This is a genomic window from Lentzea sp. NPDC020367 (genome assembly GCF_044387305.1).
Lineage (GTDB): Bacteria > Actinomycetota > Actinomycetes > Mycobacteriales > Pseudonocardiaceae > Lentzea.
This window is the reverse complement of record NZ_JBIRVV010000001.1, coordinates 222,249-247,534: the sequence shown is the minus strand read 5'-3', so window position 1 is coordinate 247,534 and position 25,286 is coordinate 222,249. Positions and strand designations below refer to the sequence as shown.

The window sequence follows — 25,286 nt, the reverse complement described above, 5'->3', positions numbered from 1 at the left end:
AGGAGGGGAGCTTGTCGATGCGATTCACCGTGCTGGCCGCCGCGGCCGCACTCATGATCACCGGCACACCCGCCGTGCAGGCCTCGGGAGGTGGCGCGCAGGTCCCGAAGATCGACTGGGCGGCCTGCGGACCCGAGCACCCCGGCTTCGAGTGCGCCTCCGTGAAGGTGCCACTGGACTACGACAACCCGCGCGGCGCCAAGACCAGCATCGCGCTGGCGCGCAAGCCCGCGACGGACAAGGCCCGCCGGATCGGGTCGCTGTTCCTCAACCCCGGCGGGCCCGGCGGGTCGGGCGTGGACTTCGCGCTCGGCGCCGGGAACAAGCTGTCGGCGAACCTGCAGGGCCGGTTCGACATCGTCGGGTTCGACCCGCGCGGCATCGGCAAGTCCGATCCGCTGCACTGCTTCAAGAGCGAGGAGGACCTGGGCAAGTTCTTCGAGGGCATCCCCGGCTTCCCCTACCAGGCGGCGCAGGAGCGGCCGTACTTCGACCGCTACCGCTCGCTCGGCCCGGAGTGCCTCGACGACCAGCCGATCGCGCGGCACATGAGCACCGCCGACGTGGCGCGGGACATGGACCTGCTGCGCCGCGCCGTCGGTGACCGCAAGATCAGCTACCTGGGCTTCTCGTACGGCTCGTTCCTCGGCGCGACCTACGCGAACCTGTTCCCGAACAACATCCGCGCGCTCGTCATCGACGGCGTGCTGAACCCCGCGCTGTGGTCGAGCGGGCAGCAGATCAAGTCTGACCGGATCGCGACCAAGGAGGAGTTCCGCGAGTTCCTGCGCACCTGCGACGAGGCCCAGTGCGTCTTCGGGCCGCAGTCGGAGAAGCGCTGGGACGCGTTGCTGAAGTCGGTGCGCGCCAAGCCGATCGAGCTGGGCGGCCAGGTGTTCACCTACGACGCGGTGATCAACTCCGCGCTCGGCGCGATGTACTCGCCGAGCGACTGGCCGGACGCCGCCGCGCTGTTCGACCAGCTGTCCGACGCGGCCGCCGGTCTGTCGGTCACCTCTGTCACCGCGGAACCGGACTACGACAACGGGTTCGACGCCTACAACGGCAACGTGTGCGCGGACATCGAGTTCCCGCGCGACTTCAACTCCTACCGGTCGACCGCCCGTTACGCCGAGGCCGGTTCGGAGTTCGGCCCTGCCTGGTGGTGGGGCAACGCGGCGTGCGCGAACTGGCCGACCAACCCCGACCGCTTCACCGGGCCGTGGCGCACCCGCACCAACGCTCCGGTTCTGGTGGTGGGCAACTACTTCGACGGTGTCACGGACTTCCGCGGCGCCCAGGCGGCCAACCGCCAGATCGGCGGCAGCCGCTTGCTGGCGTACGCGGGTTGGGGTCACACGGCGTACCAGGTGAGCAAGTGCGCGACCGACCACACGAACGCGTACCTGCTGAACGGCACGTTGCCGCCGGTCGGGACGGTGTGCCCGGCGAACCCGAACCCGTTCCTGCCGTCGGTCGCGTCAGCGGAGCCGTTGTTCAAGCCCAGCCGCAGGTAGTTCCTGGGCCAGCTCGACAGCGGCGCGGGCCGGGTCGTCACCGAACCGGCTGCCGAACGCGTCGTGCACGCGCCACCCCGCGTGGGTGAGCGCACGCCAGCGGGCGAGATGTGCCCGTACCCCTTCCGGGTGCGGGCGCGTCTCCACCGCGACGGCGTCGTCCTTCTCCCCCACCACCAGGTCGACTCGCCACTGCCCCACCGGATAACCGGTGCGCACGGTCAGTCCGGCGGTGCGCAGTTCGGTCGCGAGGTTCGCGGTCCAGGCGTCCTCGGGTTCGGCACCGGCGGTCTCGGTCGGCGCGACGTCCGCGTGCCGCAGGTACTCGCCGATCAGGCCGGGCGGTTCGGCCGCCGACGTGATCACGTGCACCTGACGGCGGGCACGGGTGGTGAGAACGGCCAGCAGGTTGCGGTCGTTCACGAACCGCCACGCGCCCGGTTTCTCGTCGGCGGCGAGGCTGATCACGACCTCGTCGAACTCGCTGCCCTGCACGCCGTGGACGGTGCCCGCCCGGACGCCGCCGGTGGTGATCTCGTCCAGCGTCAGCTCGCTGAGCAGGGCCTCCTCCAGGGCGTCCGCCTGGGCGCGGAACGGGGTCACGACACCGATCGAGCGCACGCCGGCGGCCACCCGTTTGCGGACGTGGGCGAGCACCGCGTCCACCTCGGCCTGGTTGGCGCCCTTCGTGGTGCGCTCGCCGGAGACGTGTTCGGTGTCGATGCAGTCGACGTCGGCGATCGACGGGTGTGTGGTGAGCAGGGCGATCTTGCCGTCGTAGAACTTGTCCGCCGCGAACCCGATCAGGTGCGGCGCGCAGCGGTGGTGCTCGTCCAGCCAGTGCACGCCCGCCGTCGCGGCACCCGCGTCGAACAGGCTCACCTTCGGCACGTCCAGGCGGTCGCGCAGGTCCTGCGTCCCCTCCGCGTCGACCGCCGCCTGCACGGCCTGGTCGCTGACGAACGAAACGTGCCGCAGCTGCCGGGGATCGCCGCCGATCACCGCGGAACGGCCGCGCAGCAACGCGGGCGCGGCCAGCGGCTGGTCGACGTGGCTCGCCTCGTCGATGATCACCAGGTCGAACATGCCGGGCACCGGCGGGAGGATGTCCTCCACATCGGACAGCGTGCCGACCCACAACGGCAACGCCGCCACCAGGTCCGCGCTGTCGATCTCGGCCAGTCCACGTCTGCGCGCGGCCCGCCCGGACCGCAACGCCTTCGCCAGCGCCGCCACCGCACGGTGCGCGCCCGCTCCTCTGCGGCTGACCGAGTACTCCTTGAGCCAGGCGGCCGTAGCGGTCCGGCTCGCGGCGTCCTGCTCGGCCAGCAACGGCCGCAACTCACCGAACGCCGTGCCGCCGCTCGTCCCGATCCGGATGGACGCCGCGGTCTGCTCGGCCGCCTCGATCGCCGCGGTCAGGTCCTCGACCGAGACCTCGTCGGCACCGGCCAGGCCGCGTGCCTTCCTCAGCGCCCATCCGGTGCGCAGACCGCCGAGGAAGCCGGTGCGCGGCCGGAGAAGGCCGTGCAGTGCGGCGAAGTCCACGCCCGCGTCGAACACCTTCGGCGCCACCGCGCGGTGTGCCGGCATCAACGCCTGGTGCTTCTTGCCTTCTGCCGCAAGCTTTTCGTCCGTGAGCGAGCCATCCGCCGTGCGTTCGACCCGCTGCACCGCCGCGGCGGCCGCGCGCCGGACCCGGTCGAGCTCGCCGAGCCGGCCGGGATCGCTCGTCGCGGACAGCCCGTCGCTCAGTTCGCGCGCCATCTCCTGCCGCAGTTCGGAGTCGCCGAACAGCACCGGCACCGGCCCGCCCGCCTTGCGCAGCGCGGCACCGAGCACGTCGGCGGCGTTGCGGGTGCGGCTCGCGAGAAGCACGGACTTGCCCGCCGCCACGGCATCCAACGCCAGTGCCGCGAGAGTGTGCGTCTTGCCTGCGCCAGGAGGCCCGCCCACGACCGTGATCCGGGCACGGCGTGCGTGCTCGACGGCGCGCATCTGGCTGTGACTGAGCGGCAACGCCGAACTGATCGGCTCGTCGTGCGCGTCCGGTTCGGTGGCGGCCCCGTAGAGCGCCGCGAACGCCGTGCCGTCGAGGCCCTTCTTGCCCGCCCAGTCGAACAACGCCGTGCCTTGCTCGGTCTTCACGACGGGCTCGCCCGCGTGCAGTCCGGCACCCATCGCCACGACGAGTTCGTTGCCGGAGATGAACCGCTTGGGGTCGTCGTGCACGATCGGCACGTTCTCGAACCCTGCCTGCCGCAGCGTCTCGGCGATCCACTCCTCGGTGGGCGCGAGCGAGGCCTCCCGTTCGGCGGTTTTCGCCCAGTCGTCGATCAGCGGGAACACCCCGGCGTCACCGGCGACGTGATAGGCGTAGCCGAGCCCGATCCCGTGGTGCAGCCGAACCGGGCGAGACACCAGCGGCAGGCAGACGCGCCGCCGTTGCCCACCTATCTGCGCCGGTCCGACGAGGAACGCCCAGCCCAGTCGCAGCAGGCGGTCTTCCTGGTGCAGCGCGTCGTACGCGGCCAGGTGCGTGACCTCGGCGCGGGCCTGCTTCGGCGCGGTCCACGAGACCGGCGTCCAATGCGGCCCCTCCTGCACCAGCGTGATCGCCTGCCACGACGGCCGGTGGTCACCGAGCCACAGCAGACCGGCCGCCTTGGTGAGGTCGAGCACGAGCTTCTGCGGCTGCTCAGCGGCACTCAACCGGGCCAGGGTGCGCAACACAGCCGAAACGTTCACGCGGGACATCGTGCCATTCGGGACGGTAGCTTCGTCGACCGTGGAAGATCTTCCGGCTGGATTGCCCGACCACGACCTGCGCACCGGCCTGGCCAGGTTCGGCATCACCGGCCCGGTGGCCTACGCCCCGGTCGGCTTCGGCGACTACCACTGGACCGTCTACGACCGGTGGTTCACATCGGTGTCCGACCTGACGACCAAGCCGCTGGCCGGACTGCGTCAGGCGATGGAGACGGCGGCGAGCCTGGGCGAGCAACTGCCGTTCGTGGTGGCGCCGGTGCGGGCGGACGACGGTGACACCGTGGTCCTGCTGAACGACCGCTACGCGCTGAGCGTCTTCCCCTACGTCACGGGGAAGTCCGGCTCCTTCGGCGATCCGGTCCACGCCGGGGTGCGCGAACTGCTGGCCGCGCTGCACCGCTGCGACCCACCGGCGGGCTGCCCGGTGGCGGCGATCGACGTGCCTGGCCGGGACACGCTGACGGCGTTGCTCGACGAGCCCGGCGAGTGGTTCTCGGCCGACGCCCGCGAGGTCTTCGTGGCGCACACCGACGTCGTTCGCGCCGCACTGACCGAACTGGACGAGCTCGCCCTGCTGCTCCCCGACGAACGAGTCGTCACCCACGGAGAACCCCACGCGGGCAACGTGATCCACACTCCGCAGGGCCTGGTCCTGGTCGACTGGGACACGGTCGGACTGGCCCCGCCGGAACGCGATCTCTGGCTGCTCGACGACGAGCGCGGCTTCTACTCGCTGCGCTGGGCGATCAACGACATCGCGGATTTCAGCGAGAAGCTCCGCGCCCCGCACGAACAGTCGCGGGACGCGGAGCTCACGTTGCACTACTTCACTGAGACGCTCAGAAGTCTTTAGAGCGTCAGGCTCCACGTGTCGATGGTGCCGATGTCGGCGGTGGCCGCGTCACGGACCCGGAGAGTCCAGGTGCCGTTGCGCGTCTCCGACGACAGGTTCGTCGTGAAGGTCTGGTCGATGTTGTCGGCGCTGCCGCCCGCACGGTTGTGCAGGTTGTAGACCGAACCGTCCGGCGCGACCAGGTCGACGATCAGGTCACCCTTGTAGGTGTGCTTGATGTGCACCTCGACCTGGCTGGTCGCCGACGCCGTGCCGGTGCAGCCGCTGAACACGAGCGTGCTGGTCACGGTCGTGTTGTCCGGGATCGCGACGTCCGTGCCGTTGGTCTGCTTGGCACAGGTGGCCGTGCCGACCGTCCAGGTGAAGGAGGTGCTGCCCGAACCGCCCGCGGACGCCGTGGCCGTGGCGGTCACGTTGTACGTGCCCGCGACCGTGGCCGTGCCCGAGATGAGACCGGACGACGAACCGATCGACAGCCCGGTCGGCAGGCCGGTGGCCGACCACGTGTACGGCGCGGTGCCGCCCGACGCGGACAGCTGCAGGTTCGCCGTGCCGTTCAGCGCGGTGGTCTGGTTGCCCGGGTTGGTCACCGAGACGCCGGGAACGCCGCCGGTGTTGGTGCGCAGCAACAGGTTCGCCGAACCGGTACCGGGGTTGGTGATCTTGCCAGGAGTGGCCTGCGCGAGGATCGCCGCGTGCACCTCGGCCGGGGTCTTCGACGGGTTGTCCGCGAGGTACAGCGCCGCCGCGCCCGCGACGTGCGGGGACGCCATGGACGTGCCGCTCATCGTGGCCGAGCCGGTGTTGTTGTTGTACGAGGCGGAGATGATGTTCTCGCCGGGTGCGAACAAGTCGCTGCACGTGCCGTAGGACGAGAACGACGCGCGGGCGTCAGTGCGACCCGACGCCATCACGTTGATGGTCTCCGTGACGCGCTGCGGCGAGTACTTGCAGGAGTCGTCGTTGAAGTTGCCTGCTGCCACAACGTACGTGACGCCGCGGCCGATCGACGCACGCACGGCGTCGTCGAGCACGCGGCTCGGCTCGTTCGCCGTGCCGGTGTAGAGGCTCATGTTCGCGACGGCCGGAAGGACGGCGTTCGCGGTGACCCAGTCGACGCCCGCCGCCTCGGTCGCGACGGAGCCGCCACCGGCGCAGTTGAGCACGCGGACGGCCTTGAGCTTGACTTCCTTCGCCACGCCGTAGGTCGCGCCGCCGACGGTGCCGGACACGTGCGTGCCGTGGCCCTGGCAGTCCTTGCCGTTCTGACCGTCGGTGAACGCGTCGAAGCCGAACGACGCGCGGCCGCCGAAGTCGGCGTGGTTGTAGTTGATGCCGGTGTCGATCACGTACGCCGTCACGTTCGACGCGCCCGTGCTGTAGCTGTACTTGCTGTCCAGCGGCAGGCTCGCCTGGTCGACGCGGTCGATGCCCCACGACGGCGGGTTGAGTTGGTCGGTCAGCACCTGCACGGTGCGGTCCTGCTCCACGTAGGACACGGCCGGGTCGGCGGCCAGGCGCTTGGCCTGCTGCTTCGACAGCGTGGCCGAGAAGCCCTTGAACGCGGCCTTGTAGGTGAAGCCGATCTTGGCACCGTAGCGGGACGCCAGGCCGTCAGCGCGGCCGCTGACCTCCGAGCGCGCCATGCCGTTGTCCCTCAGGACCACGATGTAGCTGTCCTGGACCGCGTTCGGCGCGCTTTCCGCGACGATCGGGCCCTCCGGCTGCGCGGCCGCAGCCTGTGGGAGCGCCAGCACGGTTCCAGCGACGGCAATGGCCGCCACACCGAACGTGCGCAGGGTGTGTTGTCTCATCACTGCTCCTCATTCGCAGGGAACCGCGTGCGAACGCTGGGCCGGCCCTCGACGGCCCTACAGATGCGTTCACACGCGGTTGCGAAACAGCTTCAGTCCGTTATCGGACGTGATGAGTCTTTAGTTGCGACAAGGAGTAGAACAAGCGACTTTCGTACGATTGTCAGCCCGCGAGCGCGAAAAGATCGTCCCGGTCGCCCGACTGCTTGAGCTGGGCGAGCGACTGCTTCTCGAGCTGACGGATCCGCTCACGGGTCAGGCCGAGCTCCTCCGCGACCTCCTGAAGGGTGCGGGCACGCCCGTCCTCCAGGCCGAAGCGCAGGCGCATGATCCGGCCCTGCCGTTCGGGCAGGACGTTCAGCAGAGAACGCACGCCCTCGGTGAACTCCTGCTGTTCCAACAGATCCGGAGCCGACACACCATCGGTGTCCTGGATCAGGTCGCCCAGCACCGAGTCGCCCTCGTCGCCGACCGGCGTCTCCAGCGACACGCAGGTGCGGGCCGCGTCGCGCAGGTCCTGCACGCGCGCGGGCGAGCACTTGGCCTCGGCGGCGATCTCCTCGATCGTCGCCTCGCGGCCGAGCGCCGTGGACAGCTTCTGCCCGATCTTCTTGAGCTTGTTGACCTCTTCCACCACGTGCACCGGCAGGCGGACAGTGCGGGTCTGCTCGGCGAGTCCCCGTTCGATCGCCTGGCGGATCCACCACATGGCGTAGGTGGAGAACTTGTAGCCCTTGGCGTAGTCGAACTTCTCGACCGCGCGGATCAGGCCGAGGTTGCCCTCCTGGATCACGTCCCCGAACGGCAGTCCGCGGAACGAGTGCTTCTTCGCGACCGACACGACCAGGCGCAGGTTCGCGCGGATCATGTGGTCCTTGGCGCGCTCGCCCTCGGCGACGATCCGGCGCAGCAGCCGCGGCTCCCGCGTCTTGTCGCCGGTCTGGAGCAGGTGAGCGGCGTAGACACCGGCCTCGATGCGCCGGGACAGGTCGACCTCCTCGGAGGCGGTGAGCAGCGGTGTGCGCCCGACCTCACGCAGGTACTGGCCCACCAGGTCCGCGTCCTGCTGCCCGGACGCGCGGTTCTTCAGATCTGCAGGCATGACAAATCCCCCCGTTTCCGTCGGCAGGTGTGACAGCCAGAAGTGGCTGCACTCGTGTGTAACGGTTCAGAGGTCCACTTCATTCCGCGGTTTCGCCTGTGACCTCAGCCTCACCTGCGTGATCGCGTGATGGTCGACCTCCAGAACCTCGATCTTCCAGCCGGAGACTTCCACCACGTCACCGGGTTCTTCAGGGATGCGGCCGAGGATCTGGAGCACCAACCCGGCGATCGTCGCGTACTGGCCCGCGGGTGCGTCCCGCAGTTCGACGCCGACGTCCACCAGGTCGTGCACCGGGAACGTGCCGGGCAGCTCGATCGAGCCGTCCGCCTCGGTGCGCACCGCGACCACGTCCGAGTCGGTCTCGTCGTAGATCTCGCCGACGATCTCCTCGAGGAGGTCCTCCAGCGTCACGATGCCGTCGACGGCGCCGTGCTCGTCCACCACCAGCGCCAGTTGCTCGTGCTCTGCCTTCATGCGCCGCAACGCGTCGGTGACGCGCAGCGAGTCCGGCAGCACCATCGGAGCTCGTGCCACGTCCGCGAGGGACTTGGTGTCGTCGAGCAGGTCGCGCAGGTGCACCACGCCGACCACGTCATCCAGGTGACCGTCCTTGGTCACTGGCGCCCGGGAGTGTCCGGACCTAGCGAGGACTTCCCTCGCGGCGGCCATGCTCAAACCTGACTCGAGGATCGTCACCTGCCGCCGGGGTACCAGGACCTCGCGCAGCCGCCGTTCGTGGATCTCCAGTGCGCCGGTCATGATCGTGCGCTGCTCCTGGTTCAAATGCTGTTGCACCTCAACGAGATCACGCAGCTCCTCGGCCGACATCTGCTCCTCGTCGGCGTTCGGGTCGCCGCCGAAGACCCGCACCACGAGGTCGGTCGACTTGCTGAGCAGCCACACCGCGGGCCGGGAGATGGTCGAGAGCAGGTCGAGCGTGCCGGCGACGATCTTCGACCAGCGGACGGCGTACTGCATCGCGAGGCGTTTGGGCGCCAGTTCCCCGAAGACCAGTGTGACGAACGTCAGCACCACGGTCACGAGGGCGATCGCCACACCGTTCGCGGCGCCTCCCAGGAAGCTCAGCAGCGGCACGATCGGCGCGGCGAGAGAGACCGCGGCGGTCGCTGACGCCAGGAATCCCGACAGCGTGATGCCGATCTGGACGGTCGCGAAATACCTGTTCGGATCGCGTGCCAGCCGGACGAGCCGGTGGTACCCCTCGCGTTCCAGCGAGCGCAGTTGACCTTCGCGCAGCGACACGAACGCCATCTCGCTGCCCGCGAAAGCCGCGTTGAGCAACACCAGTACCGCGACCAGGGCGAGGTTGAAGCCATAACCGTCCACGCGTTTGGGGTAGCACGCGCGGTGGTATTTCGCACCCTGACGGCCGTCTTGAGCAGCCAGGAAGGCTTCAGCCGAACGAGGTGGGATGAGATGGACACCCCAGAGGTGCTGAGCGCCTCCGCGAGGACCTTGCACACCCTGCCGGAGGACGAGCCCGATCTCGCCGCGATGCGCACGTGGATCGGGAGTCTGTTGGGAGACCTGCCGGAGGACGTCAGGCTCGACGTTCTCCTCGTGTGCACTGAACTTGCCAGCAACGCGTACGAACACGCGGAAGGTCCGCGTGCCGTACGGGTACAACGACATACCGACTTCGTCCGGGTGGAGGTCGACGACCACACACCGGCCGAGCTTCCGAACCTGGGTACCTCACGGCTCGGCGACACAAGAGGCCGTGGACTGATCTTGATCGCCCAGCTCTCCCGCTGCTGGGGCACGATGGAGTTCGCCGGCGGGAAGACCATCTGGGCCGAGGTGGACGCATAGGTCGTCCGTGCGTTTCGCACAGACAAGTCGTGACATCGCACGGATGGGGCTTGCGCCGAGTTTCTTCGACTCTCGATGCATGACTACTGCGGTTTCGCCGGCGGTTCGGCCGCTGTTGCGCCACGGAGCAGAGATGCTCGTGGCGATGCTGGTGGGGATGGCCCTGCTCGGGCCGCTGTGGACGCCGGAACGGGTCGACCTGGCCGCCCTGTGGATGGCGGCGTCGATGTCCGTGCCGATGGCGTTGTGGATGCGCTACCGGGGTCACGACCGGATCTTCGAGATGTGCGCGGCGATGTTCGTGCCGTATCTCGTGCTGCTGGTGCCGTACTGGCTGGGTGTGCTGGACGGCGGCGTGGTCGAGATGGGCGGGCACCTGCTGATGCTGCCCGCGATGGCGCTCGTGCTGGTCCTGGGGCGGCACGAGCACGGAACGCCCAGCACGAACCCGGTGCTCCGGGCGCTGGGTGACCGTTGGCCCGCGGTGATCGCGCTGGCGATCTCGTTCGACTTCTGGCAGGCGCACGTGGTGCCTCCCGTGTGGACCCTGCTGCTGTGCCAGGCCGCGTATCTCTTCTGGGGACGGCGGGCGCCTCGGGTGCAGCTCGCGGTGTTCAGCCTGTACGCGGTGCTGGCCGTGGTGGTGATCATGGTGTCGCCGTCGGCCGGGGTGCTGCTGATCGCGTCCGGGTGGGGCGCGCACGCCGTCTGGGATCTCGTGCACCACGTGCGCAACGCGGTCGTGCCGCGCTGGTGGTCGGAGTTCTGCGGCGTATTCGACCTGGTCATCGCCGTCACGATCCTGATCGCGTGGTTCTAGGCTGATGGCGATGAACGACCTTCCGCACACCGCGTTGCGCGGCACCCTCCACCTGTTGTGGATGGGGTCGCTCGTCGTGCCGCTGATCTCGGTGCTGCGTGAACCGTCCGCGATGCGCTGGCTCGGCGTGCTGGGGCTGCTGGTGCTGGCCGTGGCCTACGCGGTGACGTTGCGGGGCGGGCCGCTGTGGGTGCTCGTGGTCGCGACCGTGGTGACGATTCCGCTGGTGGCGCCGGTCGGACCGGACGAGCTGTCGACGTGGGCGTGGATCGGCGGCGCGGCGGCCGGGTTCGCGCCGCTGCTGCTCACCGGTCCGTGGCGGTGGCTGGCGGGCATCGGCGCCGTGGTGGCCGCGGGCCTGGTCGGGTTCTTCGTCACCCGCGACCAGACGACATACCAGATGATCGCGGTCTCGGTCGGGCTGACGATCCTCGCGATGGCCGGGCTGCCGATGTGGTTCGCCGGGCTGCTGGGGCAGGCGCGGGCGGGGCGTGAGGCGCAGGCGGAGCTCGCGGTGAGCGAGGAGCGGCTGCGGTTCGCCCGCGACGTGCACGACCTGCTGGGACACCGGCTGACGGTGATCGCGCTGAAGTCCGAACTGGCCGGACGGCTCGCGTCGACCGATCCCGAGCGCTCGGCCGCGGAGGCGTTCGAGGCGCAACGGCTGGCGTCCTCGGCGTTGGAAGAGGTGCGTGACGCCGTGCACGGCTATCGCGCCGTGAGCCTGCCCGAACAGCTTGAGGCCGTGCGGAACGTGTTGCAGGAAGCCGGTATTCGCTGCACGGTCTCGGACGTTGTGGTGGAGGGCGAACACGCGACGCAGCTCGCACTGGCGTTGCGGGAGGCCTGCACCAACGTGCTGCGGCACAGCCACGCGACGTGGTGCATGATCGACGTCGCTGTCGCCGAGGAGGAGGTGCGGATGACCGTCACGAACGACGGCGCCGAGAAGCCTTCGAGCGAGGGCAACGGGCTTCGAGGTCTGCGCGAACGACTCGCGGCCGTGGGCGGTCAGGTGTCGGTGGAGAAGTCGGGCGACGTGTTCACGTTGCAGGTCGTGGTGCCCGCGTGATCAGAGTGCTGCTGGCCGACGACGAGGAGCTGATCCGCGACGCCCTCGCGGCGCTCCTCGACCTGGAGCCGGACCTGGAGGTGGTGGCCCGCGCGGGGGACGGCCGGGCCGCCGTCGAGGCCGCGCGGGCGCACCGCCCGGACGTGGCCGTGGTGGACCTGCAGATGCCCGAACTGGACGGTCTGGAGGTCACCGAGGAACTGGCGCGCGTGCTGCCGTCGTGCGCTGTCGTGATCCTGACCGGCCGTGGCCGCCCGCCGCACCTGCAGCAGGCCCTGCACGCGGGTGCGAAGGGCTTCCTGCCCAAGGGATCGCCCGGCGGCACGCTCGCGGACGTGATCCGCCGCGTGCACGCCGGTTCGCGCTGGGTCGACCCCGCGCTGGCCGCCGACGCGCTCGCCGCTCCCCCGTGCCCGCTGACGCAGCGCGAGCTGGAAGTGTTGCGGCTCAGCGAGTTCGGCACCCCGGTCGCCGAGATCGCCTCGCGCACGTCGTTGTCCGCCGGGACGGTGCGCAACCACCTGTCGGCCGCGGTCGCGAAGCTCGGGGTGGGGAGCCGCACCGAGGCTTTTCAGCTCGCCCACGAGCACGGCTGGCTTTAGGTCCGCAGGCACGCGGGCACGGTGAGGGTGGTCGGCTGACCGTCCCTGAGGGTGCGGACGCTCGCGCCGAGCAGCAGGTCACCGGCCTTGTCGAGCACTGCCCGTGCGACCCGGCTGCGGTCCTCGCCGCGTTCGAACACGCGCATGACCCTGGCGCCGGCGTTGACCGTCCGCGTCCAGCCTCTCGAGTGCGGCACCTCCAGCCAGTCCGCGACCTCGGCGTCGACGACCTGCCGCACCATCGCCGCGACCACACCGTCGAACGCCTTGCCGGGCACGAACTTCTCGTACAGCCCGACCAGGTTCCTGGTCAGTTCGACGCCTTCGGCCGACGGCGCGTAGGACGCCCGGACCATCGTGTTGCTGAGTTCTTCGGCTTCCTGCAACGTTTCCGGCATCGCGTCAGGGCGGATGCCGAGCACCGCGCCCGCGACGCGCCAGACGTGGTAGTAGTCCTCGGCCTCCGTGCCGGTGACCGAGACACCGATGCGGCGCATGCCGTCGATCACCTGCACCGAGAAGATCAGCAGGGCGCCGAGCAGATCCTGCTGGCACACCGGAACGCCGTCCTTCTCGTGGTCCCACTCCGGTGAGCGGCCGACGAAGTAGCGCACAGCCGCGTGGATGAGCCGGGTCTTCTGGATCGTCGGCACGAACGAGCCACCCGTCCCGAAAGCGTTGGGCTCCATCATGTTCAGCACGAACTGCGACGTCTCCGACAACCTGCGGTGCGGCTGGTTGAGCCGGTGCGTGAGCGTGAGGACCTTCGACGGCCGGGGTTGCGCGTAGCAGTTGACCATCGCGCCGAACGACAGCACCGACGCCACGTGCACGCCGTCGTCGATGAAGAAGTCGTGCGCGCGGGCGACGCGTTTCTCGTCCATCCACTCCGGCGGGTCGTCGGTGGCGACGAGGTAGTCGCGGACCACGGGCGGCAGGTGCTCCGGGATCGGCTCGTCGTTGCCCCGGAACTCCGCGAGGACCTGGTTGACCTCGTCCAGGCTGCCGCTCTCGACCAGGTGCGCGATCACGGCGTCGGCGAGCGGGTCGCCCTCGTACTTCAGCGCGTGCAGATCCACATCGGCGAGCGTATGGGCCCGTTCGGGCCGCAGATCGCCGTCTTCACCTCTTCGGCCCAGTGAATCCACGCGTTCGTGCGGGAGTCTGGGCAACGTCCTGGCTGTGGCCGCGCTCCCTGCGGGTCAGAAACGAGTTCCGCGTTGCCTGACCAGGTCCCGCGGTCAGGGACCTGAGGTGAGCACGTCGAACGCGTGCCTGCGGTGCTCCGCGAACAGCTTCAGCGCCCCTTCCACGTTCCCCAGCCGCAGCGCCGCCACCAGATCCCGGTGCTCCTCCCGGATCTGCTCCAGGTACCCGTCCGTGCTCAGCCGCACCCGCGTGATCAGGAACAGGTGCACCTGCGACCGGATCGCCTCCCAGGCCTGGGTCAGTCGCGAGTGGCCGGCGGCCGCGTACACGGCGTCGTGGAACGCGATGTCGCACCGCACCATCTCGTGCGGCGTCGAGGCGCGCTCCATCTCCACCGCCGCCGCGGCGATCTCGTCCAGCGAAGCGCCCGTGGCCACCACGCGCTGGACGGCCAGCACTTCCAGGGCACCGCGCAGACTGTCCAGTTCGGCCACGTCCTGAAGGGACAGTTCGGCCACCGTGGCGCCCCGGTGCCACTCGGCGCGCACGAGGCCCTCGCGTTCCAGCGAACGCAGCGCGTCGCGGACCGGACCGCGGCTCACCCGCAGCGCCTCGGACAGCTCCACCTCGCGCAGGGCGCTGCCCGGCGGATAGCCGCCGTCGAAGATGGCCTCGCGGATCATGTCCGCGACCTCGCTGCCCAGACCTCGGCGTCGTGCCGGACCCACTGTCATGTGAGCAATGTTAACAAGGAGACATCTTGTCGGAATGTTAACATCTGGACATGCCGAACATCCCTCGTTTCCACCTCGCCATGCCCGTCGACGACCTCGCCGCCGCCCGCCGCTTCTACGGCGAGACGCTCGGCCTGGAGCAGGGCCGCAGCTCCGACACCTGGGTCGACTGGAACCTGCACGGCCACCAGTTCGTCACCCACCTGGCGCCGCGGACCGAGCGCGTCAGCAACCCGGTCGACGGCCACGACGTGCCGGTCCCCCACTTCGGCCTGGTCCTGACCGTCGACGAGTTCCAGATGCTCGCCGGCAGGCTCACCGACGCCGGCACGAAGTTCGTCATCGAGCCGTACGTGCGGTTCAAGGGCGAGCCTGGCGAGCAGTGGACGATGTTCCTGCTGGACCCGGCGGGCAACGCGCTCGAGTTCAAGGCGTTCGCGGACGACGCGCAGGTGTTCGCCGTCTAAAGAACTCCAAAAAATCTTGCACAACGCGCAAGTTTCGGTAGCGTGGGAGTGACGCCGAGCCACGACCCGGTCACACCGGGTCAGACAGGGAGAGGCCATGACCACGGCCGAGCGGCAGCGCAGCGCTCAACAGCTCATCCGCCCTCAGTTGCCCGCCGAACTCACTCAACGCGACGGGTGCCCGTTCGACCCGTCGAAGGGGCTGACCGAGCTCAGCGAGCAGGGGCGGATCCACAAGGTCGAGCACAACGGCGACACCGTCTGGCTCGTCACCGGGCACGACGAGGCACGGGCGGTGCTCGCCGCGCCGGAGATGAGCTCCGACCGGATCAACAGCCCGCGGGCGAGGGCCCTGATCTCGCCGGAACTGCACGCGGAGCTGTTCCCGCCGGAGCGCCAGGCCGGGTCGTTCATCTTCATGGACGCCCCCGAGCACACCCGCTTCCGCAGGCTGCTCACCGGGCAGTTCACCGTGCGCAGGATGCGCGACCTCACGCCGCGCATCCACGAGATCGTCACCGACCGGCTCGACGCGATGATCGAGAAGGGACCGCCGGCCGATCTCGTGCACGACTTCGCGCTGCCGGTGCCGTCGCTCGTGATCTGCGAACTGCTGGGCGTCGACTACGGCGACCGCGACGAGTTCCAGCGCCGCACGGCCAAGCTGCTCAGCCTGAACACCACGATCGACGAGCAGATCAAGAACACGGTCGAGCTGCGCAGGTTCATGCGCGGGCTGGTCGACGCCAAGCGGCTCAGCCCCGGCGACGACCTGCTGTCCGGGCTGGTCAAGGACACCGACCTGAGCGACGACGAGCTCACCGGCATCGCGAACCTGCTGCTCATCGCGGGCCACGAGACGACGGCGAACATGCTGGCGCTCGGCACGTTCGCGCTGCTGGAGCACCCCGACCAGTTCGCGAAGCTGCGCGACAACCCGGAGCTGACCGAGAACGCGGTCGAGGAGCTGCTGCGGTACCTGTCGATCATCAGCATGGGCGTCTCCCGGCACGCCAAGGAGGACGTCGTGATCGGCGGCGCCACCATCCGCGCCGGCGAGACCGTCGTGGTGTCGGTGCCGGCGGTCAACCGGGACGACAGCCAGTACGACGACCCGCACGCCCTGCTGGTCGACCGGCCGCGCGGCCACCACGTCGCGTTCGGACACGGCATCCACCAGTGCCTCGGTCAGCAGCTGGCGCGCGTGGAGATGATGGTCGGCTTCACCGAGCTGCTGAAGAGGTTCCCGACCTTGAAGCTCGCGGTTCCGGCCGACGAGGTGCCGTTGCGGACCGACATGTCGATCTACGGCGTGCACTCGCTCCCGGTCACCTGGTGAACCCGGCACCGAGCTGGTCGATCATCTGACCGACCAGCTCGGTGACCTCGAACCTGTCCGTGGCCTGGGGGGTGTCGAGCCACCACTGCACGACCGCGCGCATCGACGCGAGGATCGTCGACGCCGTCACCGCCGGATAGGGGTCCGTCTGGGGGTCCACCCCGCAGCGCACCGCGATCGCCGCCGTCAACGCCTGTTCACGGGCGGAGTAGGCGGCGAAGACGTGCGGCAGCAGCGCGGGGTCCTGCCGGAGCTGCCGCAACTGGCGAAGCCGGTCGAGGTCGACGTAGCGCGGGTAGATCGACCGCAGCGCCTCGCGCAACGCGACCAGCACCAGTTCGCTCGCGGGCCGTGCGGCGAACTCCTCCACCAGCGCGAGCGCCGTGGCCGTGTCGCCGGCGACGACCGCTTCCTCCTTCGAGGAGAAGTAGTTGAAGAACGTCCGCAGGGACACCCCGGCGGCCCGCGCGATCTGCTCCACGGTGACCCGGTCGAGGCCGTGCTCCACGCACAGGCTCCAGGCGGCGTCACCCAGCGCTTCCCTGGTCGCCGCCTTCTTGCGTTCACGCAGGCCCGTCATGGCGCAAAGATTAAAGCGTCCCGGAAATTGGTGTAGACCTTGTCACCCAGGTGAGCACCTCACTACGGTCCGTGAGATCGCTCTCACAAGACCTTCGGAGGACCAGGTGCGCCTACTCGGAGTCGTCGTACTGGCCGGGGCCCTGCTCACCGCGGGCCAGGCCCATGCCTCTCCCCCACGCGCCTCGTCGTCGGCGCCGACCGTCACGCTGATCACCGGGGACCAGGTCCTCACCGGGCAACGGGCGATCAGACCGGCGCCCGGCCGTGAACGCGTCCTGTTCACCAACTACACCGCGCAGGGCCACGAGTACGTGGTGCCGCACGACGCCATTCCGATGATCGCGGACGGCCGTCTCGACGAACGGCTCTTCGACGTCACCGAGCTCGCCACGTACGGCGGCGCCCTGCCGGTGATCGCCACCTACCCCGAAGGCACCCTGAGCGCGCAGTCCGGCGTTCAGCTGCGCAGCATCAACGGCGTGGCGTTCGACGCGGCCAAGACGCCGCTCGTCGGCACCCTGTCCACGTCCGGCGCGAAGAAGATCTGGCTCGACGCCAGGCGCAAGGCGAACCTCGACCGCAGCGTCGCCCAGATCAACGCCCCCGCGGCCTACGCGGCGGGCCTCACCGGCAAGGGCACCACGGTCGCCGTCCTCGACACGGGCGTCGACAACACGCACCCGGACCTCGCCGACCGCGAGATCGGGGAGCGCAACTTCTCGAACTCCGCGGACAACGGCGACCACTACGGCCACGGCACGCACGTCGCGTCGATCATCGCGGGCACCGGTGCGAAGAGCGGCGGGAAGTACCACGGTGTGGCACCGGACGCGAGCATCCTCGACGTGAAGGTGCTGGGCGACAACGGTTCCGGCCAGGACAGCGGGATCATCGCCGGCATGGAGTGGGCGGTCGAGCAGGGCGCCCAGATCATCAACATGAGCCTCGGCGGCTACGACACGCCCGAGATCGAGCCCCTCGAAGAGGCCGTGAACCGCCTCAGCGCCGACAAGGGCACGCTGTTCGTGATCGCCGCCGGCAACAGCGGCCCCAACGCGCGCACGGTCGGCTCACCCGGCACCGCCGACGCGGCACTGACCGTCGGCGCGGTCGACGACCAGAACGAGATCGCGGAGTTCTCGAGCCGCGGCCCGACGCAGGCCGGAACGTTGAAGCCCGACCTCACCGCGCCCGGCGTCGGCATCGTCGCCGCCCTGCACTCCGACGGCAGGATCGGCGCCCCCGTCGTCGACGGCTACACCTCGCTCGACGGCACCTCGATGGCCACCCCGCACGTCGCAGGCGCGGCGGCACTCCTGCGCCAGCAGCACCCGGAACTGGGCGGCGCCGCGCTGAAGGCCCGTCTCACCGGCACCACCACGCCCACCGCGAAGCTGACCCCGTTCGAACAGGGCTCCGGCCGGGTCGACGTCGCCAAGCTGATCAAGCAGAACGTGACGTCCAGCCCGACCAGCATCAGCTTCGGCACGCACCAGTGGCCGCACACCGGCGAACCCGTGCTGTCCAAGGAGGTCACCTACTCCAACGCGGGCTCCGAGCCGGTCACGCTCGACCTGACCACGGACACGACCGGCACCCTGTTCAGCGTCTCCCCCGCCAAGCTCACGGTTCCGGCGGGCGGCACCGCGACGGCCACGGTCACCGCGGACATCGCGAAGCAGCCCGCGGGCGGCGTGTTCGGCGGCGCGATCGTCGCGAGCGGCGTGCGCACGGCCGTCGTCGCCGACCTGGAGGTGGAGAGCTACGACGTCAAGGTCACCGGCGTCGAGCGGACCGGCGTCACGACGGCGTCGACCTTCGCGTTCCTGATCAACGTCGACACCGGCGCCCGCGTCTGGCCGGACAGCACGACCGGCGTCGCACGCGTGGCCAAGGGCCGCTACATCCTGTCCGGCAGCGTGCTGTCGTCCAGCGGCGCCTGGACCCACGACGTCATCAACTACCCGAACCTGACCGTCTCCGGCGCCACGACGATCAACCTCGACGCCCGCCAGGCTAAGCCCGTCAAGGTGACGCTGCCCGTCACCGCGCAACTCTCGTTGCTGCAGACCGGTTTCGAACGGGTCGTCAACGGCACCGCCTACACCATCGGCAACTTCTCGGTCGGCGGTTCCATCGACCACCTCGGCGTCGCGAGCCTCGGCCCGGACTCGAACGAGGTCACCGGCAAGATCGCCACGTTCTGGAACGCGGGCCAGGACTTCTACGGACTCGCCTGGTACCAGAAGGGACACGCTCCCAACGGCCTGACCAGGACGGTCGTCAAGAAGGACCTCGCGACGGTCAAGGTCGACATGCCCGCGTTGAAGCCGGGCCAGAGCGCCTCGATCGGCCACACGTCCTCCCCCGAGGGCCGCGCCGACTGGACCTACGGCTCGCTGGACAACTTCACCTCCGGCCCGCGCACCGAGTACTACGGCGGTGAAGGCGGCGACTGGTCGCACAGGTTCAACCTGTTCGACGAGACCGGCAACATCGGCGCGCTGGTCACCCCGCTGCGGCACTACCGGCCGGGCTGCACCTACGTGGAACCGTTCAACCGCCCGGTGTTCGGCCCGGCGCTGCCCGAGACGCGGGACATCCCGCACTCGTTCCGCACGGGCGACTTCGTCCGCGTCACCATCCCGCTCTACGGCGACAACGCGGGCAACGAGGGCTACAGCCCTGTGACCGAAGCACGCACGACCGTCTACCGCGACAACGTCAAGGCCGCGGAAACGGCCGAGGCGGGCTGGGCGATGCTCGACGTCCAGCCGGGCGCCGCGAGCTACCGCGTGGAGACCTCCGCCGTGCGAGACACCGCCCTGAGCTCCAAGGTGTCCGGCGTGTGGACGTTCCGCAGCAACACCACCGCGAAGCAGACCGCGCTCCCCCTGTCGGTCGTCCGCTTCACCCCACAGCTGGACGACGACGGCTACGGCCGGGCCGGCCAGATGCTCGCCGTGCCGATCTCGACCCAGTCGCAGGTGGACTCGGTGCGCGTGACGTCCGTCGAGGTCTCCTACGACGGTGGCACCACGTGGAAGCGCACGCAGATCACGGCCAACCGCGTCCTGCTGGCCCACCCGAAGGACGCCAAGTCGGTCTCCTTGCGCGCCAAGGCGTCCGGCAGCGGCCAGACCGTCGAGCAGACCATCATCGACGCGTACCTGCTGCGCTAGCGAACGCGCCAGTAGGCTGGAAACCGTGCGGGAACTGACCGACGAGATCGTGGCCGGCCACAGCCCGCCGCCTGCCAAGGCCGTGCCGACCGGGGTGAGCATCCCCGGTCGGCACGTCGCCGAGGTCGCGCGACACCCGGACGGCCGGCTCGCGGTCATCACCTGGTCGTCGCCGAAGATCGACCCCGGTCTGCTCAACCCGGCGCTGCACGTCGTGGAGACCGACGGCACCGTCACGGACCTGGGCGCGACACCCGCGGACGCCGGTTCGCCGGTCTGGTGGGGCGACGAGGTCTGCTACCTGGCGCTGACGCCGCCGCACCTGCAGGCCGGCAACGCCGTCTTCGACCAGCGCCACCGCAACCTCACCGAAGGCATGCGCGCCTGCCCGATCGATCTCGTCCAGGACGACGGCGCAGCGCCGGTCATGATCGTCGCGACCGGCCTCGACACCGAGTTCCGCCGCCTCGACGGCACTTTCCTCGCCCACATCAGGGGATCGCACCTACCGCCGCGCTACCGCGACCTCGACGGCATCCTCTGGGGCGCTCAGGAACGCCTCCACTACCAGGCCCGCGACGGGCTCGACCTCGACGGCCTGCTGGTGCTGCCGCCGGGCAAGACCAGGCGGGACGGACCGTTCAGGCTGGTCACGATCGTCCACGGCGGTCCGTACGACCGCTGGACCGACGACCTGCAACTGCACTGGGTGCCGTCGGCGCAGTGGTTCGCACACCTCGGGATCGCGACCTTCCTGCCCAACCCCCGGGGCGGGCAGGGGCACGGCCACGAGTTCGCCAACGCCGTCGCGCACGAGGTCGGCCAGGAGGAGTGGCACGACGTCGAGACCGGCATCGATCTCCTCGTCGGCCAGGGGATCGCCGACCCCGACCGGCTCGGCATCGCGGGCTGGAGCCACGGCGGGTTCATGGCCGCCTGGGCCACCACCAGGACCGACCGGTTCAAGGCGGCGCTGGTCGGCGCGGGCATCTCGGACTGGCCGCGCCTCGTCGCCACCGGCGAGTGGGGCGCGTTCGAAGCCGCTTTGAGCGACAGCGCCGAACACAGCCCTCTCACGTACGCGGACCGGATCCGCACGCCGATGTTGATCGTGCACGGCGCGGACGACACCAACGTGCCGGTGGAGCAAGCCGAGCTCCTGCACCGCGCGGTGCGGCACTCCGAACTCGTCGTCTATCCAGGCGAGGGGCACTCGCTGCGGAAGCGTGAGCACAGGCTGGATCTGCTGAACCGAACCAGAAGGTTGTTCGCCAAGCTCTGAGACTTGCGCAAACCTTACGCAACATCCGCAAGGCCGAAGCAAACCCGCGCAAGCGCGCGTATCGAGATCAAATCAATTTCTCCGGCAGGTTCGGGCCCGAACCTCCCAAGACGCCGGATCTCCTGCCGCTGGTGATCGCCCTTGCGCACGCTGAGAGACCGGCCGGATACTGGAACGAGCACTCGTCTTTCCTGTTCAGAGCGCTATGTCGCAAATTTGCGCAATCACGTCGAGATATTGCGGTAATCTGCTGGACACTTCTACGGTGAGGCGCGCCACACCCCCTCGCGTCCCCACCGAGAAGGGCCAAGCACGCCATGCACGCCTTGTCACTGACGACACGCCGCCGCTCCCTGCTAGCCCCGCTGACAGCTTTGATCACCGCCGCGGCCACCCTGACGTTCTCCCCCGCCGCGCAGGCCGCGCCGGTCAGCCTGGACCTCGCCAAGCAGACCCGCATCGACCAGGTCACCCTCACGGCTCCCAAGAACGGCACGGAAACCTTCGCCCTGCAGACGAGTCTCGACGGCAGAGGCTGGTCGACGCTGGTCGCGGAACAGCCGCACACGTTCAAGGACCGCAAGGTCACCTTCACAGTCGACCCGACGCTGGTCCGGCACGTCCGCGCCACCAAGACCACGGCGAAGCTCGAGGTCCACGAGGCAGCCGCCAGCGCGCTGCTCCAGGCCACCTACAGCGCGAGCAGCACGAACCAGAACTACGGCCCGGGCAACGCCGGCGACGGCAACCAGGGGACGTACTGGGAGAGCGCGAACAACGCGTTCCCGCAATGGATCCAGGCCGATCTCGGCGCCGCGCTGAAGGCCGACCGGGTCGTGCTGAAGCTCCCGACGGACGGCTGGGGCGCCCGCACCCAGACCCTCTCGGTCCAGGGCAGCACGGACGGGAGCAACTTCACCGATCTCGTGGCGTCCAGGGGATACGACTTCAACCCCTCCGCGGCCAACACCGTCACCATCGACTTCACCGCGGCCACCACGCGGTACGTCCGGTTGCGGATCACCGGGAACACCGGCTGGCCGGCGGCCCAGCTCAGCGAGTTCGAGGTGCAGGGTCCGACCGGCGGTGACACGCAGGCTCCGGCGGCTCCGTCGAACCTCGCCTTCACCCAGCCGCAGGCCGGGCAGATCCGGCTCACCTGGAACGCGAGCACGGACAACGTCGGCGTCACCGGCTACGACGTCTACGCCAACGGCACCCTGCGCACCACGGTGACCGCGACGAACTACACCGACAGCCAGCCCGACGGCCTGCGCGTGACCTACCACGTGATCGCGAAGGACGCGGCCGGCAACCAGTCCCCCGCCAGCAACACCGTGACGCGCGAAGGCGCCACCGGCACGAACCTGGCGCAGGGCAAGCCCGTCACGGCGAACAACAACGTGCACAACTTCGTCGCCGCCAACGCGAACGACGGAAACCTGGCCACCTACTGGGAGTCCAACGGGTTCCCCGGCACGCTGACCGTCCAGCTGGGATCGAACGCGGACGTCAGCTCGGTCGCGGTCAAGCTCAACCCCGACAGCGCGTGGGGTGCTCGCACGCAGAACATCGAGGTCCTCGGCCGCGAACAGAACGCCACCGGCTTCACCAGCCTCGTCGCCGGACGGGACTACCGCTTCGACCCGGCGTCCGGCAACAGCATCACCATCAACGCCGCCGGACGGGTCGCGGACCTGCAGTTGCGCGGCACGACCAACACCGGTGCCCCCGGCACCCAGGTGGCGGAGATCCAGGTGTTCGGCACCCCTGCCCCGAACCCCGACCTCACCGTCACCGCGACGTCGTTCACGCCGGCGAGCCCCGTCGAGACCGACCAGATCACGCTGAACGCGACCGTCCGCAACGCCGGAACCGCGGCGTCCGTCGCCACCGACGTGACGTTCTTCCTCGGCACCACCAGCGTCGGCACCGCCACCGTCGGCGCGCTGGCCGCCGGTGCGCAGGCGAACGTCAGCACGACGATCGCCGCCCGCCCGTCGGGCAGCTACGAATACACCGCCAAGGTCGACGAGACCAAGAAGGTGGCGGAGCAGAACGAGACCAACAACGCCCGCATCCACCCGGACCCGCTGGTCGTGACGCCGGTCCCGAGCTCCGACCTGGTCGCCGTGCCGTCCTGGTCGCCGAGCAACCCCAGCAACGGCCAGAGCACCACGTTCTCCGTCGCGATCAAGAACCAGGGCACCATCGCGTCCGCGGCAGGCGCCCACGGCATCACGGTCACGATCCTGAACAGCAGCGGTGCCACGGTCCGCACGCTGACCGGCAGCCACAACGGCACGATCAACGCCGGTGCGACGACCGCCGCGGTCAACCTGGGCACGTGGCCCGCCGCCGACGGCCGCTACACCGTCCGCACGGTGATCGCCAACGACGGCAACGAGATCCCCGCCAAGCAGGGCAACAACACCAGCGAGCAGTCGCTGTTCATCGGCCGCGGCGCGAGCGTTCCGTGGCAGCACGTCGAGGCCGAGGACGCGACCGTCGGCGGCGGCGCGCAGGTCCTCAGTCCGAACAGGACGATCGGCGACCTCGCCGGTGAGGCGTCCGGCCGTCGTGCCGTCACGCTGAACGGCAACGGCCAGTCGGTCGAGTTCACGACGTCCGGACCGACCAACACCCTCGTCACCCGGTTCTCCATCCCGGACAGCTCCGGTGGCGGCGGCATCACCTCGAACCTCAACGTCTACGTCAACGGCCAGTTCCACAAGGCGATCGACCTGACGTCGAAGTACATGTGGCTCTACGGCAACGAAGCCGGTCCCGGCAACTCCCCGGGAGCGGGCGGGCCGCGCCACATCTACGACGAGGCGAACGTGATGCTCAACTCGACGTTCCCGGCGGGCACGAAGATCAAGCTGCAGAAGGACGCGGCCAACACCACGAACTACGCGATCGACTTCGTGAACTTCGAACAGGTGACGGCTGCCGGAAACCCTGACGCAGCACGCTATGCCGTGCCCGCCGGGTTCACCCACCAGGACGTGCAGAACGCGCTCGACCGCGTCCGGATGGACACGACCGGCACCCTGACCGGCGTCTACCTGCCCGCGGGCACCTACCAGACGCAGCAGAAGTTCAACGTCTACGGCAAGGCGATCCGGGTGGTCGGCGCCGGTCCCTGGTTCACCAGGTTCCAGGCCCCGCTCACGCAGGAGAACACCGACATCGGCTTCGACGCGCAGTCGTCCGCGAGCGGCTCGACGTTCAGCGGGTTCGCCGTGTTCGGCAACTACACGCAGCGCAACGACGGGCCGGGCAAGGTGTTCAACTTCGCCGGCGTCCAGAACATGACCATCGAGAACATCTGGGTCGAGCACATGATGTGCCTGTTCTGGGGCAACAACGTCGACAACAACGTCATCAAGGACAGCCGCATCCGCGACATGTACGCGGACGGCCTCAACATGACGAACGGCTCGTCGGGCAACCGGATCTCCAACATCGAGGCCCGGTCGACCGGTGACGACGCGTTCGCGTTGTTCGCCGCCACCGACAACGGCGGCAGCGGCCAGCAGAACAACGTCTTCGAGAACCTGAGCGTCACGACGCCTTGGCGTGCGGCGGGTCTCGCGGTCTACGGCGGCAAGCTCAACACGTTCCGCAACATCTACATCGCGGACACGCTCACCTACTCCGCCGTGACGATCAGCTCGCTCGACTTCGGTTACCCGATGGAGGACTTCGGGCCCGAGCCGACGACGTTCAGCGGCCTCACCCTGGTGCGCTCCGGCGGCCACTTCTGGGGCGAGCAGACGTTCGGCGCGATCTGGATGTTCTCCGCCTCCAAGAAGTACACGGGGATCCGGGTGAGCGACGTCGAGATCATCGATCCGACGTACAGCGGAATCATGTTCCAGACCAAGTACAACGGTGCGGCCGAGAACAGCTTCCAGGACACGGTGCTGTCCAACGTGAGCATCTCGGGTGCGCGCAAGAGCGGCGACGCCTTCGACGCCAAGTCCGGGTTCGGCTTGTGGGCCAACGAGATGCCCGAACCGAACCAGGGCCCGCCCGTGGGTTCCGTGACGTTCAACGGCCTGCGGTTCAGCAACAACTTCCAGGACATCAAGAACACGACGTCCACCTTCACGATCAACATCAACTGATATCCCTGCCGCGAAGGACAATTCAATGAAAAA

18 protein-coding genes are annotated in these 25,286 nt (G+C 69.2%); 11 read left to right on the top strand and 7 right to left on the bottom strand.

Going from position 1 to position 25,286, the window contains the following annotated elements; genetic code table 11:
- The first annotated feature begins 17 nt into the window (after positions 1 to 17).
- On the top strand, positions 18 to 1,517 hold the full coding sequence (locus ACH413_RS01145) for an alpha/beta hydrolase (RefSeq protein WP_360029581.1): 1,500 nt from the start codon (positions 18 to 20) through the stop codon (positions 1,515 to 1,517).
- On the opposite strand, the gene ACH413_RS01140 is transcribed toward ACH413_RS01145, so the two are convergent.
- The gene (locus ACH413_RS01140; RefSeq protein ID WP_360029580.1) at positions 1,482 to 4,265 is read right to left on the bottom strand and encodes an AAA domain-containing protein; all 2,784 of its coding nucleotides are present in this window, start codon (positions 4,263 to 4,265) and stop codon (positions 1,482 to 1,484) included. The two genes, ACH413_RS01145 and ACH413_RS01140, sit on opposite strands and share 36 nt — an antisense overlap.
- A gap of 40 nt (positions 4,266 to 4,305) precedes the next feature.
- Here ACH413_RS01140 and ACH413_RS01135 point away from each other — a divergent pair, with 40 nt between their 5' ends.
- On the top strand, positions 4,306 to 5,139 hold the full coding sequence (locus tag ACH413_RS01135; protein WP_360029579.1) for an aminoglycoside phosphotransferase family protein: 834 nt from the start codon (positions 4,306 to 4,308) through the stop codon (positions 5,137 to 5,139).
- Here the strand turns inward: ACH413_RS01135 and ACH413_RS01130 are convergent.
- From ACH413_RS01130 to ACH413_RS01120, 3 genes are all read right to left on the bottom strand, one after another.
- A complete protein-coding gene (locus ACH413_RS01130; RefSeq protein ID WP_360029578.1) occupies positions 5,136 to 6,953 on the bottom strand; it encodes a S8 family peptidase in 1,818 nt (605 codons plus the stop codon). The genes ACH413_RS01135 and ACH413_RS01130 overlap by 4 nt on opposite strands.
- 163 nt (positions 6,954 to 7,116) lie before the next feature.
- Positions 7,117 to 8,055, bottom strand: a complete 939-nt coding sequence (locus ACH413_RS01125) for a sigma-70 family RNA polymerase sigma factor (RefSeq protein WP_360029577.1) — start codon at positions 8,053 to 8,055, stop codon at positions 7,117 to 7,119.
- Between the two features lie 66 nt (positions 8,056 to 8,121).
- The gene (locus ACH413_RS01120) at positions 8,122 to 9,405 is read right to left on the bottom strand and encodes a hemolysin family protein (RefSeq protein WP_360029576.1); all 1,284 of its coding nucleotides are present in this window, start codon (positions 9,403 to 9,405) and stop codon (positions 8,122 to 8,124) included.
- Positions 9,406 to 9,495: 90 nt separating this feature from the next.
- On the opposite strand from ACH413_RS01120, the gene ACH413_RS01115 reads away from it, so the two are divergent.
- The 4 genes from ACH413_RS01115 to ACH413_RS01100 all read left to right on the top strand — a co-directional run bounded on the left by ACH413_RS01115 (position 9,496) and on the right by ACH413_RS01100 (position 12,385).
- Entirely contained in the window at positions 9,496 to 9,891 is a 396-nt protein-coding gene (locus ACH413_RS01115; protein ID WP_360029575.1) for an ATP-binding protein, read from the top strand.
- Positions 9,892 to 9,970: 79 nt separating this feature from the next.
- A complete protein-coding gene (locus ACH413_RS01110) occupies positions 9,971 to 10,711 on the top strand; it encodes a hypothetical protein (RefSeq protein ID WP_360029574.1) in 741 nt (246 codons plus the stop codon).
- Positions 10,712 to 10,721: 10 nt separating this feature from the next.
- Positions 10,722 to 11,783, top strand: coding sequence for a histidine kinase (locus ACH413_RS01105; protein ID WP_360029573.1), 1,062 nt, complete (start codon positions 10,722 to 10,724; stop codon positions 11,781 to 11,783).
- Positions 11,780 to 12,385 carry a response regulator transcription factor gene (locus ACH413_RS01100; RefSeq protein WP_360029572.1) on the top strand — a complete coding sequence of 202 codons (606 nt, stop codon included), beginning with the start codon at positions 11,780 to 11,782 and terminating at the stop codon, positions 12,383 to 12,385. The genes ACH413_RS01105 and ACH413_RS01100 overlap by 4 nt, the downstream gene beginning before the upstream one ends.
- Here the strand turns inward: ACH413_RS01100 and ACH413_RS01095 are convergent.
- Entirely contained in the window at positions 12,382 to 13,464 is a 1,083-nt protein-coding gene (locus ACH413_RS01095) for an oxygenase MpaB family protein (RefSeq protein WP_360029571.1), read from the bottom strand. The two genes, ACH413_RS01100 and ACH413_RS01095, sit on opposite strands and share 4 nt — an antisense overlap.
- Positions 13,465 to 13,626: 162 nt before the next feature.
- Positions 13,627 to 14,268 carry a GntR family transcriptional regulator gene (locus tag ACH413_RS01090; protein WP_360029570.1) on the bottom strand — a complete coding sequence of 214 codons (642 nt, stop codon included), beginning with the start codon at positions 14,266 to 14,268 and terminating at the stop codon, positions 13,627 to 13,629.
- Between the two features lie 50 nt (positions 14,269 to 14,318).
- Between ACH413_RS01090 and ACH413_RS01085 the strand changes: the two genes are divergently transcribed.
- Both ACH413_RS01085 and ACH413_RS01080 read left to right on the top strand, forming a co-directional pair.
- On the top strand, positions 14,319 to 14,735 hold the full coding sequence (locus ACH413_RS01085) for a VOC family protein (RefSeq protein WP_360029568.1): 417 nt from the start codon (positions 14,319 to 14,321) through the stop codon (positions 14,733 to 14,735).
- Positions 14,736 to 14,832: 97 nt separating this feature from the next.
- Positions 14,833 to 16,074, top strand: coding sequence for a cytochrome P450 (locus ACH413_RS01080; protein WP_360029566.1), 1,242 nt, complete (start codon positions 14,833 to 14,835; stop codon positions 16,072 to 16,074).
- Here the strand turns inward: ACH413_RS01080 and ACH413_RS01075 are convergent.
- Complete coding sequence (locus tag ACH413_RS01075) at positions 16,064 to 16,654, bottom strand: TetR/AcrR family transcriptional regulator (protein WP_360029565.1); 591 nt, start codon at positions 16,652 to 16,654, stop codon at positions 16,064 to 16,066. The genes ACH413_RS01080 and ACH413_RS01075 overlap by 11 nt on opposite strands.
- Positions 16,655 to 16,760: 106 nt before the next feature.
- Between ACH413_RS01075 and ACH413_RS01070 the strand changes: the two genes are divergently transcribed.
- The 3 genes from ACH413_RS01070 (at position 16,761) to ACH413_RS01060 (ending at position 25,253) form a co-directional block, all read left to right on the top strand.
- A complete protein-coding gene (locus tag ACH413_RS01070; protein WP_360029564.1) occupies positions 16,761 to 19,838 on the top strand; it encodes a S8 family peptidase in 3,078 nt (1,025 codons plus the stop codon).
- A gap of 25 nt (positions 19,839 to 19,863) precedes the next feature.
- Entirely contained in the window at positions 19,864 to 21,120 is a 1,257-nt protein-coding gene (locus ACH413_RS01065; protein WP_360029563.1) for a prolyl oligopeptidase family serine peptidase, read from the top strand.
- Positions 21,121 to 21,494: 374 nt separating this feature from the next.
- Positions 21,495 to 25,253, top strand: a complete 3,759-nt coding sequence (locus ACH413_RS01060) for a discoidin domain-containing protein (RefSeq protein ID WP_360029562.1) — start codon at positions 21,495 to 21,497, stop codon at positions 25,251 to 25,253.
- The last annotated feature ends 33 nt before the right edge of the window (positions 25,254 to 25,286 follow it).